Below are 15,764 nucleotides of genomic sequence, written 5' to 3'. Positions count from 1 at the left end.
TCCTTTAAGCATATCCTGGGGTAGTAGGCTGCCTAAAGAACTTTTTGAAATTGACTTTTTATTGATATGATTCGTTTTCATAATAATGAGGTTCGACTATATCTTAAAAGTCAAAGTGTGTACCCAAAAAAGGATAATTTTGTATTTTTTTATTTATAATATTGATTTTGAGGTTTTTGCATTTTTAAAAATGTTTGCTTTTGTAAAATTTAAATGGGCATTATCTCCCGGCTGGGGAATAATGTACCGCTTGCTATTTTAATTTATTGCGAAGTGTTTTGCGATCGATCTTTAAAATTTCAGCGGCCTGTGTTTTATTTTGATCGGTATATGCCAGGACTTTCAGAATATATTCTTTTTCCATTTCCGCTAAAGATTTAAATGCAGTATCACTAGTAGTAATACTGTATTTAAAATGCTCTGGAAGTTGCTTTATGCTGATTTCATCATCACTTAAAATTAGGGCACGCTGAATAATATTCTCCAGCTCTCTTACATTTCCTGGCCAGTCGTAATTTTGTAATAACTCTAATGCCTTATCACTAAGTTTTGCCCGCTTACCATATTCTGACCCATATTTTCTTAAAAAATTATTCGCAAGAAACGGAATATCGCTTTTATGTGATCGTAGGGGAGGAGTACTTATATTGACCACATTTAATCGATAATAAAGATCTTCCCGAAACTTACCATTTTGTACCATTTTAAAAAGATCACTGTTGGTGGCCGCGATGATGCGAATGTCAATTTTTTTGGTTTCCTGTTCTCCAATCCGCTGTATTTCTTTTTCCTGAAGGACTCTTAGCAGCCTGGTTTGTACCTTCATGGGAGCATTCCCTATTTCATCTAAAAATATAGTACCCTTATCTGCCGCCTGAAAAAAGCCTTGTCGGTTTTCCAAGGCTCCGGTGAAAGCCCCTTTGGTGTAGCCAAATAATTCGGCTTCCAGTAAATCTTCAGGAATCCCACCGCAATTAACGGCGATAAAAGGCTGCGGGGCAAATCTCCCTTTATAGTGAATGGCCCTTGCAATGAGTTCTTTTCCTGTTCCACTTTCGCCCTGGATTAAAACCGTTGCTTTGTTATCTTTAACCCTTTCAATAAGATCAATAAGATTTTGCATGGGTTCAGAATTGCCAATGATTCCGGCGTAAGAGATACTGGCATTACCAGAGGAATGCGGAGTAGTTTCCTGTAGATTTTGTGGTAAAGCTTTGGCTACGGCATTTTTTAATTCCTCTTTAGTGAAGGGCTTTATTAAATAATCTACCGCGCCAGATTTCATGGCTTCCAAAGCGCCATCTATCGAAGGAAATCCTGTGATAACCAGTGTTGGGAGCGTAGGGTAATGATCTGATACATATTTAATTAATTCTATCCCGTCTACTTTTGGCATTTGCAAATCTGTAACCAGTAAATCAATGCGGCTGTATTTTAAAATATTTATAGCTTCCAGAACATTGGAGGCTTTATAAGCATGAAAGTTTTGATCATGGAGTTGCCGCTGAAGCAGTTCTAACATATCAAAATCATCGTCTACTATTAAGATATTTGCTTTTTTATAGGTCATGTTCAAAGTTATAGTGGTAATAAAATCTGAAAGTTACTTCCGGTAGGCGTATTATCTGTAATTTTTATTTCTCCCCGATGTGCCTTTACAATGCCATGCACCACACTTAATCCTAATCCTGAGCCTTCACCAAGTGGTTTTGTACTATAAAAAGGATGAAACACTTTCTTACGAAGGGCTTTTGGAATTCCTGGCCCCTGATCTTTAATTTCCATAAGCATGTGATTTTTAGATTGTGTTACGCTAATTTCAATACTACTTTTGGGAGGGGAAACATAGATTGCATTAATCACCAGATTAAAAATGATCTGGGTAAATTGTACAATATCTACGGGAATGACTAAGTCGTTATGATCAATTGTAAAAGCACAGGTTATATTTGCTTTTTTAAGGTTGGGTCCTAAAAGAGATAACGCCTGCTCGATAATAGGTTTTATTTGCTGCGGTTGTTTTTGGTGAGGCATCTCACAGGCAAAAAACATTAACTTTTTTACAATTTCTCTAGAGTATATACTGGCTTTAATTATTTTTTCCAGATCATTTCTGGTCTGTTCGTCTGTATTATTTTCCTGAATAAGTTCAGCAAATCCAAGAATGTTTCCCAAAGGTGTATTTAGCTCGTGCGCGATGCCAGCAGTTATTTCACCAAGTATGGCTAATCGGTCGTTATGTTCCGCTTTTCGGCGTAATAATTCTTCTCGCTTTTTGATACTTTCCCGCTCAAAAAAATCACTAATTTCTATCGCTATTTGGTTAAGTAATTGCTGTTCTTCTTCTAAGAAATCTGTTTTATCATAGTGTTCAGCATCATAATATACTCTAATATCGCCTACATTTCCCTGATGGTCTGAAAGTTTACTTTCCTGAAAAATATGGTTTTTGGGAATGTTCCCTATTTTGATTTCAACATGGGTATAGCATAATTGTACAATGGCGTCCTTTGGGTGTCTCCAGGCGTTTTTGGTGATTTCACAGATCTCTTTTAAAGTCTCCTGAATATCATCTGAATGCTTTCGTAGAGCGCTTGAAATGCTGTACAGGCACGTTAATTCTTTTACTCTTTCCTTTAAACGATCTTCTAATGTAAACTCTTTATTCATTTTTAAAATTCTCTATAGAATAACCTGCCATAATTAGGCTATAATCAGAATGATTTTATTTAAAATTTTCAATTGAACGCTAAGTTATTCATAATCAGTTATATTCTTATGTAAGCGCTATATTTTTACTGGGGTGATTTTACCCGATGGTGCATTTTTACTCAAAAATAGCATTTTTTCGTAAAATATATTATTTATTAAATATCTGGTAATCAGTTTTTTAAAAATTTATACTGAATTATTTATGGATATCGGTATAGGCTTTGTCTTTGTGATGGCATGTTTAACTTTTGGAAATAGCAATTGAATATCAATTTTTTTAAACAGGTGTATTCGTATCGAGAGCTCTGTATTAAAAAGGATTTAAGGGAAGTGGCCATGTGGGAACTTTTTCTTGAAGATATAAATGAAGAACTAGGGGACCTTCTAAAACTTGAAAAACGGATGATTAATGATCTAAGATTAGCCAATACCTTACAGGGAATGCGTAGGGAGGTTATTTTATGTACAGCAGGTTTATGCAGGTTTGAGCAGGAACTTAAAAAAGAGTTAGAATACGGAAAAAATGAATATGGAGATCAACATATTAATTTATATGAAAAGCATCGTATGCGGTATCTCAGGATTTTTGAAAAATACCTTTTATTAAAAAAAAGTATTCATAAACGATTGCCAGAGCGAAAAAAATAAGTTTTAAAAATGTATATTTTGTCACGAACTAAGTTTCTTTTAATTGTTGCGTTAGTTGCCATTTTAAGTATTCTTTTACTTTCCTGGTTGGTTCCGGCCCCAATTTTTCAGAACACCTAAATTAAGGGGAGAGTTTTGGTGCTATGAATGGGATACTAACTTTAACCCAATGATGGAGCCTATAAGGGTGGTGATAAAAAATAATCTCCAAAAACTAGGCGGTTCTTTAAAAATAAAGATCCCTAATAATACAGTTCCTACGGCCCCAATACCCGTCCATACGGCATAAGCTGTTCCAATGGGCAGTACTCTGGTTACTTTTATGAGTAAGCTCATGCTACAAACAAGGCATACTAAAAATCCCCCAAACCAAAGTTTTGATGTTAGACCTTCAGTTTGATTGGCTTTACCAAGACATAAGGCAAAGAGCATTTCGAATAAGCCGGCAATTATTAAGAGAAACCAATTCATTGTTTTAAATATTTCAGCAAAAATAGAAAGAATAATAACTCTTCTGCCGTCGAAAATGATAAAGAAAAAGCAGCAAGATTTTATAGGTTTTCTAAAGTCTTGGCCTAAAATTTTAATAATTTTGTAGGCCGCCTAAAAAATTCAGCATGCCAATTTCTTTAAGGACCATATTAGTGCTTTTAAGCCTTTTTTTTTCGCTTAATTTTTTCTGTCAGACTCAAAATTCGGTAGAATTTGGGACGATAGATTCTTTAATTTCTACCAAAAAATATCGGCAGGCTAAAAGAAAAATAACACGTTTTATCGGGCAGCAAATTCCTGATAGTTTAAATGCAAAGGCCCATTTATATCTTGGTAAAATAGAATTGTTGACAGGAAATCTTGATGTCGCTCTTTCTGAATATTTTAAAGCTAAGGAACACTTAGACTACCTTGATATCCAAGATAAGATTAATTTATTTTCAGGCGTAGGAGTTATATATTCTAAATCTAAAAATTTTGAGGATGCGATTCTAAATTTTCGGGAGGCTTTGCAATATGCTAAGAAAGATATAGATCGTTTAAAGATTCTTGTTAATCTTGGCGGGGTATCTATGGAAGCCGGAAAAGGACAAGTAGATCAAATTTATGAAGAAGCATTAGAGATAGCAGCAGGGCTAAAAGAACCACGCGTAGAAGCAATAATTTATACTAATCTTAGTAATTACTATATCAACCAAAAATCCTGGAAAAGCGCTATAGAGAGTGCTCAAAGAAGTTTACGAATTAGAGATTCATTAAAAATGCCGGTTTCAGTAATCACATTAAATAATCTTGGTTATGGATTAGTAAATAACGGTGATATTAACGAAGGGATTAAAAATTATAATAAGGCACTAGAGTATGCTAATTTACAGGAAAAGGTCCGGCTTTTATACAATCTACGAAGCGCAAATATGGCAGCAGGAGAGTATCAAAAAGCATTAGAATATTATGATCGATATGATAGTGTTAAGAATATTGTTGCCAGCAAAAATTACGAACAAAAAATCGCAGATATTAGGGCGGCTTACGAAACTGCCGAGAAGGAGAAAAAAATAGCCTTATTAGAAGCTGAAAATAAGATTCGAAAAAGAGAATTAGTGTGGATTGTGATGGTAAGTAGTTTTCTTTTGATATTGCTTGGAATTGGAGTTTATTTTAGGATGAAACATTTAAAAGTGCGGCAAAAACTTGAGCAATCACGGTTGCGAAGCAAGTTTTTACGATTACAACTTAATCCACATTTTTTATTTAACGCTTTACAACAAGTCCAATTTTATATCTATCGTAATGAACGTGAAACTTCTATGCAATATCTGGATCATTTTGGAAAGCTTATACGATCAGTTTTAGAATATTCAGATTCAGATTTTATTAAACTGAGTGATGAAATAGCCATGCTGGAGAATTATCTAAGCTTACAGGAAAATGCAATTGCAGCCGATTTTTCATTTAAAATAGACTGTGATCCTTCTATTTCGCCAGAAGAAATAAGTATTCCGGTAATGCTCTTACAACCTTTTGTGGAAAATGCGGTGATCCATGGCGCCAAATCAAGACCAGAAAATGCCCGAGTTGAAGTTATATTTAAAAGAACTAAAGCTAAGGATAAAATAGCTGTTGAAATTATCGATAATGGCACCGGTATTCAAAACGAAAGAGGAACGCTTCAGCATAATAAATTGCATAAATCTATGGGGCAGGATATTTTGAGCGAACGAATGAAGGAGCTAAAAACTATTAATCAAATTCCTATAGATTTAAATATTGACAATGCATCAGATCACAAGAAATTTCCCGGTACTCGCGTTAGTCTTGTTATTCCTTATGTACATTTATAAATTTATGACTGATGGATTTAAAAAGTAAACCAACAAATTTACGGGTTTTGATCGTTGAAGATGATGTTGCATCCTCACAAATGTTTAGTGATATTCTTAAAATCCACTTCGGGTTTGAAATATGCAGTGTGAAAAGCTTAGAAGAAGCTTCTGAAAAATTGACTGTTTTTTCTCCGGAATTATTGATTTTGGATATCAATCTACCCGATGGTAATTCTATAGATTTTCTGCATGATTTATATCAAAAAGGATATCCTGAATTTAAAGTGATTTTTACAACGGCTTATGCGAATTATGCTGTAGAAGCTTTTCGATTGAGTGCGTTAGATTTTTTGCTGAAACCAATAGCCCCCCAAAACCTAATAAATTCTGTTGAAAAAGTCTTAAAAAATATCTCGGCTGAAAATTATAGCAAACAATTAGAAACCTTATTTCTTAACGAGCGGCAGCAACAGGATAAAAAGATAGTTTTAAAAACTCAGGATGATATTCATATCGTTGCTTTAAAAGATATCATTCAGGCTCAGGCAGATAATAATTATACCTTATTTTATCTCAATAACTTCAATAAAGTTTTGGTCTCTAAGTCCTTAAAGAAATTTGAAAATGACCTTGTAAAATACGGATTTTTAAGAATCCATCAATCCCATCTCATTAACAGCGATCATATTCTTTCTTATAACCGAAAAAAGCAATGTGTTGTGTTGCACGGAGACATAGAAGTGCCGGTTTCGCAAAACAGGAAGCAATTGTTACTTAATTTTTTTGATGAATTCTAGACAAGAATGGTTAAATTCTCAATGAGAACAGGTATATTCTAATCCTCTTTAAATAGCAAATATCAGGTGGTTTTTCAGGAGTATATTTGGCATAAAATATTGAACCAATATCTCATGAAAACGAAAGCTTATTTTTTCCTAATTACTTTTTTTGTGATTTCTAATGTGCTTCAGGCACAAATATTTGATAAGATAAAGAATAAAATTGAAGATAAAGCAAACGAGGTTATAGATGAGGGGCTAAATCCTGGGAAGAAAGATACAACAAAGAAGTCGAGATCGGGCAGGATTCAGTTAGAAAATACCATCAGTTTTTATCCTGGAGATTCTATTGTTTATGCCTCTAATTTTTCGAGACGTCAGTTAGGATCAATGCCTGGAGATTGGAAAACAACAGGATCTGGATCTGTAGTACCCGTAAGCCAAATAGGAGGGAACTGGTTAAAAATGTCTGAGCGTACTACGTATAAATTAAACCATTCTATTTATTATCCAGATGATTTTACCATAGAGTTCGATCTTTTGGTGGCAGCCGATAAAGTTGATGATCTTTCTTCACTTTATTTTGGTTTTACTAAAGATAATAGTCTTACAAGATGGATTTCTTCAGATAATATTTGGTATGCCGAATTACAGTATATGAATAATAATGATATTGTAGTGAGTAGTCGTTCAGCAGATATTTATCAGGCCTCAGATTTCGATTTAGAAACTTATGCAAATCAGGTAATGCATGTTGCCATTGAGGTTCATAAGGATAATGTAAAGGTATTTTTAGATGATGAGAAAATAGCGGATACTAAATTATTTAATGGAGAGAAAGCCAAGCATTTCTTTATTAGTAGTCCTCTTCGCCAGCAACACAAAGCGGCGACATTATTCAGTAATTTTAATATTAGTGTTTATAAGGATTAAATTTTGTATCTATCGAATGCCTCGTGGTCTCGCCCCGAGGTAGTTTACTTAATGAAATTTTGTTTAAAATTACAATACCTAAAACATTTTTAAATTATCTGCGTTTTAAAATCGAAAATAATACTTTGGTTTAAAATACGCGGCAAACCTTTAGAAAGAAATAGCACTAATTATTCTTTCTAAAATATGATGCTGCCCTTTATAAGAAATATATAGAGCTTGGCTTCGGTAATTGTACAGAGTATATTGATCTTTATCACTGTCGTGATCGCTGTACTCTTCAGGAAGAAAGCAACAAAACCTTCCGCTCTGCTTATTTCTGCTGCTTACCGCGATACACAGTATAACCGATCTTACTATAGATACCCCGTTGTTTGGGTCAGAACGCATTCATTTGTTCTTTGGTACCCTCGTCTTTTTGTACGCCCCGCTTCTGTATTTTCACTTTTGCGGACTGTTTCAGGTTGAGGTTAAAAAGTCCTGGAGGCATCTGCTCGTATTTGGGATATTCCTTGGCTATTACATCTGTTTTGGGTTTTCCCACACCCTGTTCTTTGCTGCTTTCAGTATCCATTATTTGATTTATGCACTATGGATTACCCGATTGCTCAAGTCCAGACAACATGAAAAGCCTGTAAAAAAAATATGGATCTTGTTTATCACCTATTCGTTTGGAATGGTCTGGTTTTTTGCGATTGCTGCTAACGCTTTTTCGCAATTCAATCATGAACTGATGGCCGACTGGACCGAACTGATCGCCTTTATCCTGGCCATTATCCTGTTTTGCGGGTTGATTTATTTTACCATGTCCCAACCCGGTTTGTTTATGCAGGTGCGGGTGGGGGTGTCCAATCAGATTAAGTCTAACGAGCCCGAAGATGAACGCGGCAATACGCAAATGCTGGAGCTTACCCAATTATTCCGGGAGGAAAAATTATTTTCCAATCCTGAAATAAACCGGGAAATGCTGGCCGAAAAATTGAGTATGGACGTGCAACAACTGTCTAAAGAAGTCAACCGGTATTTTAAAATGAACCTTCCGGAGCTGATTAACCACTACCGAATTGACGAAGCCAAACTACTTTTAGAAAACAGCGCACTCCAGATCAAAGAGATCTACTATCAAACCGGATTTCAATCGCGCTCCGCTTTTAATACGGCTTTTAAAAAACAAACCCAAAAGACCCCTTCAGAATACAGAAAGGACCTTTAAAGTGTTCTGATTTAGAAATCAGAACATCCATATGGGTTGATTTCCATTCATTTGCCGCTCAATCAAAATGCGACACGTATGAACTGGAATTTTAAAAACTATGGGTGCATGCTTATTGGCTTAATAGGTTTTGCATCGAGCCTTGGGGGGCAGACCCTGCAACCCCGGGACTATCAGCATCACATCATTGAGGCAGGAGGGGGCTTTGATCACAGCCTCATCGCCCTGCACTTGGGCTATGCCTATTATCAATCCAGGTATCGGTCTGCGGTGTTTACCCGGTTTACACAGAGCAGTGCCCTTTTGGGCAGCGGAAATTTCAGTTCAAGGCTGGGCGTTATGCACTGGCTGCCGCTGCACGAGCGTTGGACGGTTCAGGCTAAGCTGGCCTTAATCTACGCTCAAAGCGCTAATCCCGCCGGAAAGTATAACGCCCTGGGCTATCGGCTGGATCTTAGCCCCCCGGTTTCTTACGAAAAGAGGCGGTTTTGGCCTTGATTTTTCGGTTAATCCCTTTTTCCTGACCCACATTGAACATTCTGATTACTGGAAAGAGTACCTCTATGAGTATGCTCAGGATGGCTGGTACCGCAATACGGTAAGAACCTTTCGTATGGGAGCCTCTGTAAGCAGGTACATCAATCGGGCAAAATCCCTTGAAGCTGCTTTACAAGGCGGATATCAAACCAACGGCAGGTATGACAGGCTTGTACCGGGCCTTTATTTCAACCTTTATTTAAACTATAGACTACTATGAGAACACAAAACCTATGTATACTCCTCTTCTTCAATAATTTTATGCTACAGCTGCGAAACCCAGGATCCCGGTGAACCGGGAAATCTGGTTCCAGCGACGGTAGTAGAAGATCCTTCACTCACCAGCATCAGCCTATCAGGTACCCGCCTGTATTATGCGAGTTATGGCAACCCTGCAGGGACTAAAATCTTTGTTTTGGAAGGCGGGCCCGGTGACGATTTCCGTTATTTACTTGATTTCAATCAAAGTAATAAGGGCTGGAGCCTGTTACAGGATTATCAGGTGATCTATCATGATTACCGGGGCTGTGGCCTTTCACAACGACATCCTAAAGACGAATTGACCATGGCAAACTCCCTTAAGGACCTGGAGGAATTGGTGGATCATTTTGCGCCGGACGAACAGGTGATTTTTATTGGTCATTCACACGGCGGTGTGGTCGCAACGCAATACATCAACTCCCATACGGAGCGGGTTAAGGGAGCGGTCTTGCTGAAGCCGGGGGGCTTCTCAGCAACGATCAATACACATTTGCCAGAGGCCAATGCCGTTAATTTACTGGGAAAAGACATCAACCAGGCTTTATGGATAAAGCAATTGATAGGGCTGGATGATCACGAGAAGGCCGATTATTATTATGGAATTGCCCGGGTAACTCTGGATCGTGAAAACCGGGGAGAGCGCTGCCCATCTAAAAACTTTAGGGGTGGGGCAGCCGCAGCCCTTGCTATAGCAATCGATGAGGTGAATGACGGTAATTATGACTTTACCACACATTTAGACCGTTTTACTGAACAGGTGTTGTTTATAAGCAGTGAGGAGAGTGATCTGGGTTATACGTTTCAGGAAAAATACCGGGTGGGCCAATATCCCTACCAAAGCCATATTCACATGGAAGGCACCGGCCATAACGGACTCATCAATTGCAAGACCTCTGAAACATTGGGGTATATAAAAGCGTATTTAGAGGGCTTGTAAAACAAAATTCAGAAGTAAGTTCTAATTTCTAGAGCGTAGCAATAAGCTTATTGTACCAGGGAAAACATAACGCATAGAGTGTTAATTTCACCTTATAGTACAGGATGCATTTAAATTTCTTTATCAGTAAACTTGAAGTTGTATTAAGAATTATAGCGTATTGATAAAAAAATGAATTTTAATGATCAATAGGTGGCTTCAAAACTAAAAGTATGATATATTGTATGAATAAATTGGTGGTAGGTACTTTTGCTTTACTCTTTTTATATGGATGCTCTTATATCAATTTAAGCAACAATTCATATCAGGATCTTTCGGGTAATTGGAATTATAAATTAGATACTTCAGCTATCGGCGAGGATGAGGCATGGTATACTAAAAAGTTCTCTGATAGTATAAAATTACCAGGAGCGCTACGTGATTATGGTATTGGTGAGGAACCTGATGTAAATACTAAATGGACAGGCAGCATTTACGATAGTTCCTGGTATTTTAATCCGGCAATGAGAAAGTACCGGGAAAAGGGGAATATTAAATTTCCATTTTGGTTAACACCCGATAAACATTATGTAGGAACTGTATGGTATCAAAAGGAAATTGAAATCCCTAAGGATTGGGTTGAAAAGGACCTGAAACTCTATCTGGAACGTCCACATTGGCAAACTACTGTTTGGTTGGATTCATTAAAAATAGGGTCTGACAATAGTTTATCTGTTCCACATCAATTTATAATTCCTGCTAAAGCTATTTCAAAAGCTAAACATTGGTTAACGATAAAGGTGGATAATGCGATTAGGACGATAGATCCCGGTATAAATTCCCATAGTATTACAGATCATACCCAGGGAAATTGGAATGGAATGGTTGGGGCGATTACACTGATGCCAGTAGCAAAAATCTTTATTAAAAAGCTTAAGATCGTACCTAATCTTAAAGATAATTTAGTTGACGTTCATATAAAATTGAATGAACCACTTGCTCATGCTACTATTGCTTTTAATATCAATGGGGCAAACCATGAGCATAAATTGGAGGAAATCAATAAAAACTGGACGGGCGGCGATGAAGCGAAGTACAGTATTGCTATGGGCGATAATTATAAGAAATGGAGTGAATTTCAGCCAAATTTTTATGAGCTATCAGTTTCGCTAGAAAACAACGATAGCATCTTAGATAAGAAGACAGCGGTTTTTGGAATGCGAGCATTTACTGTAGATAAAAACCGATTTCAAATTAATGGAACCACCGTATTTTTAAGAGGAACAACAGAATGTGCGGTTTTTCCGTTAACGGGCTATCCACCAACCTCTGAAGAGGAATGGAGTGAAATTTATCGCATAGCAAAATCCTTCGGGCTAAACCATATACGTTTTCACTCGTATTGCCCGCCAGAAGCAGCCTTTATAGCAGCAGATAAAGTGGGTTTTTATTTGCAGATAGAAGGACCAAGCTGGGCGAAGTATTCAACAAGCCTGGGTGATGGCACACCTATAGATGACTATTTGATGAAGGAAACGAAGCGTATTATTGATACCTACGGAAATCATCCTTCTTTTGTAATGATGTCTTACGGGAATGAGCCTTCTGGCAACTATGTACCTTATTTAGAAAACTGGGTTGAACATTTTAGAGAATATGATTCGCAGCGTTTATTTACCGGGGCATCTACGGGACGTAGCTGGGCAATTATCCAAAATAGTGATTTTATCGTACGTTCCCCGCCACGAGGATTGGAATGGAAAGATAAACAACCCAATTCAACTTTTGACTATCGAGATAAAACTGAGGGTCAGGAGAAACCTTATGTTACTTTTGAAATGGGCCAGTGGTGTGTATTTCCTAATTTTGATGAAATTGAAAAATATACAGGTTCTTTAAAAGCAAGAAATTTCGAGCTATTTCAGGAAGATCTCGCCGATCATCATATGGAATCATTAGCCAATCAATTTTTAATGGCTTCCGGGAAATTACAGGCCTCCTGTTATAAGCAGGAAATAGAAGCTACTTTAAGAACACCAAATTTAGCAGGTTTTCAATTATTAGGCCTAACGGATTTCCCGGGACAGGGCACGGCACTGGTAGGCGTATTAGATGCCTTTTGGGATGAAAAACCTTATATTTCTGCAGATGAGTTTAGCGCTTTTAATGCTTCTGTAGTCCCATTAATACGTTTAGAGAAATTCACCTTTATAGATACAGCGCATGTTAGTATTCCTGTAGAAGTTGCCAATTTTAGTGGTAATGTTTTAAATGGAGAACTAAACTGGAAGATACGTTCAGAAGAAAATATTTTAAAGCAGGGGACATTTAAGAGGAAAAGCATCCCAATAGGGACAAATAATTCAATAGGTACAATAGAAACCACGTTAGATTTTGTAAAAAAAGCTCAAAAGCTGACGATAGAGGTAAGTGTTGGAAAGTTTAAAAATCAATGGAATATTTGGGTGTATCCAGACAAACAAATAGCAACTGAAGAATCAGATATTATAATTGCGACTGAAGTTAATGATAAGGTACGTAAAGCGTTAAATGATGGGCAGTCTGTTTTGCTATTGGCTTCCGGTCATGTTGAAAACGGAAAAGATGTTGTACAATACCTTGTTCCGGCCTTTTGGAATACCTCATGGTTTAGGATGCGCCCACCACATACTACCGGTATTTATATTAGGGACACTCATCCTGTATTTAAAGATTTCCCGACAGATTATTATAGCGATTTACAATGGTGGGAAATCGCCAATAAGCAACAAGTAATGAATTTGGAAAATTTTGATCCTTCTTTTACTCCAATAATTCAGCCCATCGATACCTGGTTTTTAAATCGACGTTTATCCATGCTTTTTGAAGCAAAAGTGGCTAAAGGTAAATTAATGGTGTGCAGTATAGACTTAGAAAATGATATGAATGAACGAATTGTAGCCCGCCAACTTAAATTAAGTATTTTAAATTATATGAATTCTGAAGACTTTAATCCTGAGGCAAAAGTGAAATGGGAAATTATTTCAGAACTATTCGAGAAAAAGGAAAGAGAAGGGTGGAAGTCTTATGTAAAGAATACACCATAATACTAAAATTGGGAAGCATTTTTAGCTATTTTGAATGTCCAATATATCGAGTACTAAATTCATCCTGATTTTCAATAAAAAAAGCCGGCTTAACCGGCTTTTTTAGTCAATATATTGTCTTATCTACTTACAGAAACTTCTAATAATTCGCAATCATCTGAGCTTATCTGTACTTCTTTATTTTCCGCAGGAATTAATAAAGTCTGTCCCTGTTCGATTTCTTCAGCATTGCCATTCACACTTATCGTCGCTTTCCCACTAACGGCCATATAAATAATAAAACTATCTACAGCGGAATAGTCTTTGGTGATGCTACCTTTTACCGGTAAATAATTGGTAGTGAAATATTCACAATCTGCAATATTTGAAGATTGGTTAGGAGTTTTATCATACTCCATTTTAAAATCATCTTTCTTTTCAAAGTCGATAGCATCTATCGCTAAAGCGGTATGTAACTCTCTGGAATTTCCCTGGTCATCTACACGGTCCCAATCGTAAATTCTATAGGTAATATCTGAAGTTTGTTGAATTTCGGCTAATAATACACCTGCTCCAATGGCATGCACTTTACCGGTATTAATAAAAAAGCTATCACCTTTTTTAACAGGTTCGAAATTAAGAACTTCGGTAATTTTACCTTCTTCAAGATGTTTAATATAATCTTCTTTGGTAATGGTTTCTTTAAAACCAACATTGATATCGGCATTTTTATCGGCTTGCATGATAAACCACATTTCAGTTTTCCCAAAACTGTTATGACGTTCTTTAGCAAGATCGTCATGTGGATGCAATTGTACAGAAAGTGCGGTTTTGGCATCGATATATTTTATAAGCAAGGGAAATTCTGCTCCAAAATCTGCATAGATCTTCTCGCCTAAAAATTTTCCTTTATATTCTTCTAAAAGTTCATTTAAGGTTTTGCCTTTAAGAGCTCCATTTTCTACCACAGAGATATCTCCTTTAACCCCAGAAATTTCCCAGCTTTCGCCTAAGTTTTTGGAATTGGATTCTTTGTTTAATATGGTCGCTAATTTCTCACCTCCCCAAATTTTTTCTTTTAGGATAGGTATAAATTTGATTGGATAATTAAGCATTCTTATTTGTGTTAGGATTAAATCGTGCATAAAAATAAGTAAAAACTTTAAGACAATGGTAATCGTATACCCAATGCCTTTTAGAAACATTAAACTTTTTAAAGTACTAAACTGTTGCTTATCAATATTTAAAAAAATGAAATGAAATAAAAACTCATTTTTCTTAAAAAAAGCCTTGTTTTAAAATAAAAAGAGATTATATTTGCAACCGCAAAAATGGTCGCGTAGCTCAGCTGGATAGAGCATCTGCCTTCTAAGCAGACGGTCACAGGTTCGAATCCTGTCGCGATCACTTTTCAAGTATATAATTGACACCAAAACCCTGCAAATCGTATGATTTTCAGGGTTTTATGTTTTTATTGGTCTCAACAATGGGATTTAAACCCTTAAATTTTATTGCAGCACTTTAGTAGTGCGAAAAAATCTATATTTTCGTATTATGAGTTATCAAAGAAAAGGCTCTCATACGGTTAGTTATTTAACGGGTCATATTGTTTGGGTTACAAAATATCGTTACAAGGTACTCCGAGGAGATGTTCAAACTCGTTGTCGTGAACTTTTAATCCAAATATGTGAAGTTGAAGGTATAGAAATACTAAAAGGAGTAGTTAGTTCGGATCACGTTCATATGCATATCGAATATGCTCCAAAATTGAATGTAAGTAGCATATTGAAAAAACTTAAAGGTCGTACATCAAGGAAACTTCAACAAGAATTTCCAAAATTGAAGGAGCGTTATTGGGGACAACATTTTTGGGCAAGTGGTTATGGAGTCTGGGGTACTGGTAATATTACCGATAAAATGGTCAATGAATACTTGGAACATCACCGGCGTGATTCGAGTGATAATTCCAATTTTATATTGGAATAGTAAAGGGGACTTTTAGTCCCCAGTATTAATGAACCTCTGCACTTTTAGTGCAGAGTGGTTTAGTTTTACTGAGTATTTTAATAGCAGCCGTTAGGCTAGGGGAGACTTGGGAGACACTACAGGTTGTTTACGGGCAAACTAGTTCACGAAAATTACTGGAATTTATATGAATGTAGCTGTAAATACTTTTAAAACATTAAAAAATTGCTCCCTAACAGGCTATAAAAATAAAACGTTATTTTTCTGTCTTTGCCATTCGTTGGTGATATATACTTAAAGAAATGATTTAAACTTTTTTTAAAAATAAAAAAGGGTTGCAGATATTTGTGTTGCGAAACATACAATTATCAAAACCAACCCTTTATGTACTCTGTACTTGACAAAGATACAATAGAATTG

Annotated in this window: 14 protein-coding genes and 1 tRNA gene; 10 read left to right on the top strand and 5 right to left on the bottom strand. The window is 36.3% G+C overall.

All coding sequences use genetic code 11. The annotated features are described in order from the left end of the window. Positions 1-253: 253 nt before the first annotated feature. Entirely contained in the window at positions 254-1,570 is a 1,317-nt protein-coding gene (locus L1967_RS18385; RefSeq protein ID WP_249602966.1) for a sigma-54-dependent transcriptional regulator, read from the bottom strand. Between the two features lie 8 nt (positions 1,571-1,578). After that, positions 1,579-2,670, bottom strand: a complete 1,092-nt coding sequence (locus L1967_RS18380) for a sensor histidine kinase (RefSeq protein ID WP_249602965.1) — start codon at positions 2,668-2,670, stop codon at positions 1,579-1,581. Positions 2,671-2,973: 303 nt separating this feature from the next. On the opposite strand from L1967_RS18380, the gene L1967_RS18375 reads away from it, so the two are divergent. Beyond that, the gene (locus L1967_RS18375) at positions 2,974-3,360 is read left to right on the top strand and encodes a hypothetical protein (RefSeq protein ID WP_249602964.1); all 387 of its coding nucleotides are present in this window, start codon (positions 2,974-2,976) and stop codon (positions 3,358-3,360) included. A 141-nt stretch (positions 3,361-3,501) separates the two neighbouring features. Here L1967_RS18375 and L1967_RS18370 read toward each other — a convergent pair whose 3' ends face one another. Beyond that, positions 3,502-3,831 carry a DMT family transporter gene (locus L1967_RS18370; RefSeq protein WP_249602963.1) on the bottom strand — a complete coding sequence of 110 codons (330 nt, stop codon included), beginning with the start codon at positions 3,829-3,831 and terminating at the stop codon, positions 3,502-3,504. A 146-nt stretch (positions 3,832-3,977) separates the two neighbouring features. Here L1967_RS18370 and L1967_RS18365 point away from each other — a divergent pair, with 146 nt between their 5' ends. From L1967_RS18365 to L1967_RS18355, 3 genes are all read left to right on the top strand, one after another. Continuing rightward, a complete protein-coding gene (locus L1967_RS18365) occupies positions 3,978-5,693 on the top strand; it encodes a histidine kinase (protein WP_249602962.1) in 1,716 nt (571 codons plus the stop codon). An 11-nt stretch (positions 5,694-5,704) separates the two neighbouring features. Continuing rightward, entirely contained in the window at positions 5,705-6,472 is a 768-nt protein-coding gene (locus L1967_RS18360) for a LytR/AlgR family response regulator transcription factor (protein WP_249602961.1), read from the top strand. 114 nt (positions 6,473-6,586) lie between these two features. Further along, on the top strand, positions 6,587-7,387 hold the full coding sequence (locus tag L1967_RS18355) for a hypothetical protein (protein WP_249602960.1): 801 nt from the start codon (positions 6,587-6,589) through the stop codon (positions 7,385-7,387). Between the two features lie 379 nt (positions 7,388-7,766). Here L1967_RS18355 and L1967_RS18350 read toward each other — a convergent pair whose 3' ends face one another. Continuing rightward, positions 7,767-7,961 (bottom strand): hypothetical protein, encoded by a 195-nt coding sequence (locus tag L1967_RS18350; protein ID WP_249602959.1) that lies wholly within the window; start codon positions 7,959-7,961, stop codon positions 7,767-7,769. Positions 7,962-8,039: 78 nt separating this feature from the next. On the opposite strand from L1967_RS18350, the gene L1967_RS18345 reads away from it, so the two are divergent. The 4 genes from L1967_RS18345 (at position 8,040) to L1967_RS18330 (ending at position 13,400) form a co-directional block, all read left to right on the top strand. After that, on the top strand, positions 8,040-8,600 hold the full coding sequence (locus L1967_RS18345; RefSeq protein ID WP_249602958.1) for an AraC family transcriptional regulator: 561 nt from the start codon (positions 8,040-8,042) through the stop codon (positions 8,598-8,600). 78 nt (positions 8,601-8,678) lie between these two features. Next, a complete protein-coding gene (locus L1967_RS18340) occupies positions 8,679-9,098 on the top strand; it encodes a hypothetical protein (protein WP_249602957.1) in 420 nt (139 codons plus the stop codon). A gap of 292 nt (positions 9,099-9,390) precedes the next feature. Beyond that, positions 9,391-10,335 (top strand): alpha/beta fold hydrolase, encoded by a 945-nt coding sequence (locus L1967_RS18335; protein WP_338063558.1) that lies wholly within the window; start codon positions 9,391-9,393, stop codon positions 10,333-10,335. A 224-nt stretch (positions 10,336-10,559) separates the two neighbouring features. Then, positions 10,560-13,400 (top strand): glycoside hydrolase family 2 TIM barrel-domain containing protein, encoded by a 2,841-nt coding sequence (locus tag L1967_RS18330; RefSeq protein ID WP_249602955.1) that lies wholly within the window; start codon positions 10,560-10,562, stop codon positions 13,398-13,400. Between the two features lie 119 nt (positions 13,401-13,519). Here the strand turns inward: L1967_RS18330 and L1967_RS18325 are convergent, their stop codons facing one another. Then, positions 13,520-14,494, bottom strand: coding sequence for a type I phosphomannose isomerase catalytic subunit (locus L1967_RS18325; RefSeq protein WP_249602993.1), 975 nt, complete (start codon positions 14,492-14,494; stop codon positions 13,520-13,522). Positions 14,495-14,712: 218 nt separating this feature from the next. On the opposite strand from L1967_RS18325, the gene L1967_RS18320 reads away from it, so the two are divergent. Beyond that, positions 14,713-14,786, top strand: a tRNA-Arg gene (locus tag L1967_RS18320). Positions 14,787-14,933: 147 nt separating this feature from the next. Continuing rightward, complete coding sequence (tnpA, locus tag L1967_RS18315; RefSeq protein WP_249602954.1) at positions 14,934-15,365, top strand: IS200/IS605 family transposase; 432 nt, start codon at positions 14,934-14,936, stop codon at positions 15,363-15,365. Positions 15,366-15,764 lie beyond the last annotated feature (399 nt).

Origin of the sequence: Zunongwangia pacifica, assembly GCF_023499215.1 — a bacterium.
Taxonomy (GTDB): Bacteria; Bacteroidota; Bacteroidia; order Flavobacteriales; family Flavobacteriaceae; genus Zunongwangia; species Zunongwangia pacifica.
The sequence above is the reverse complement of the archived record's forward strand: the minus strand, read 5'-3'. Positions and strand labels throughout refer to the sequence as shown.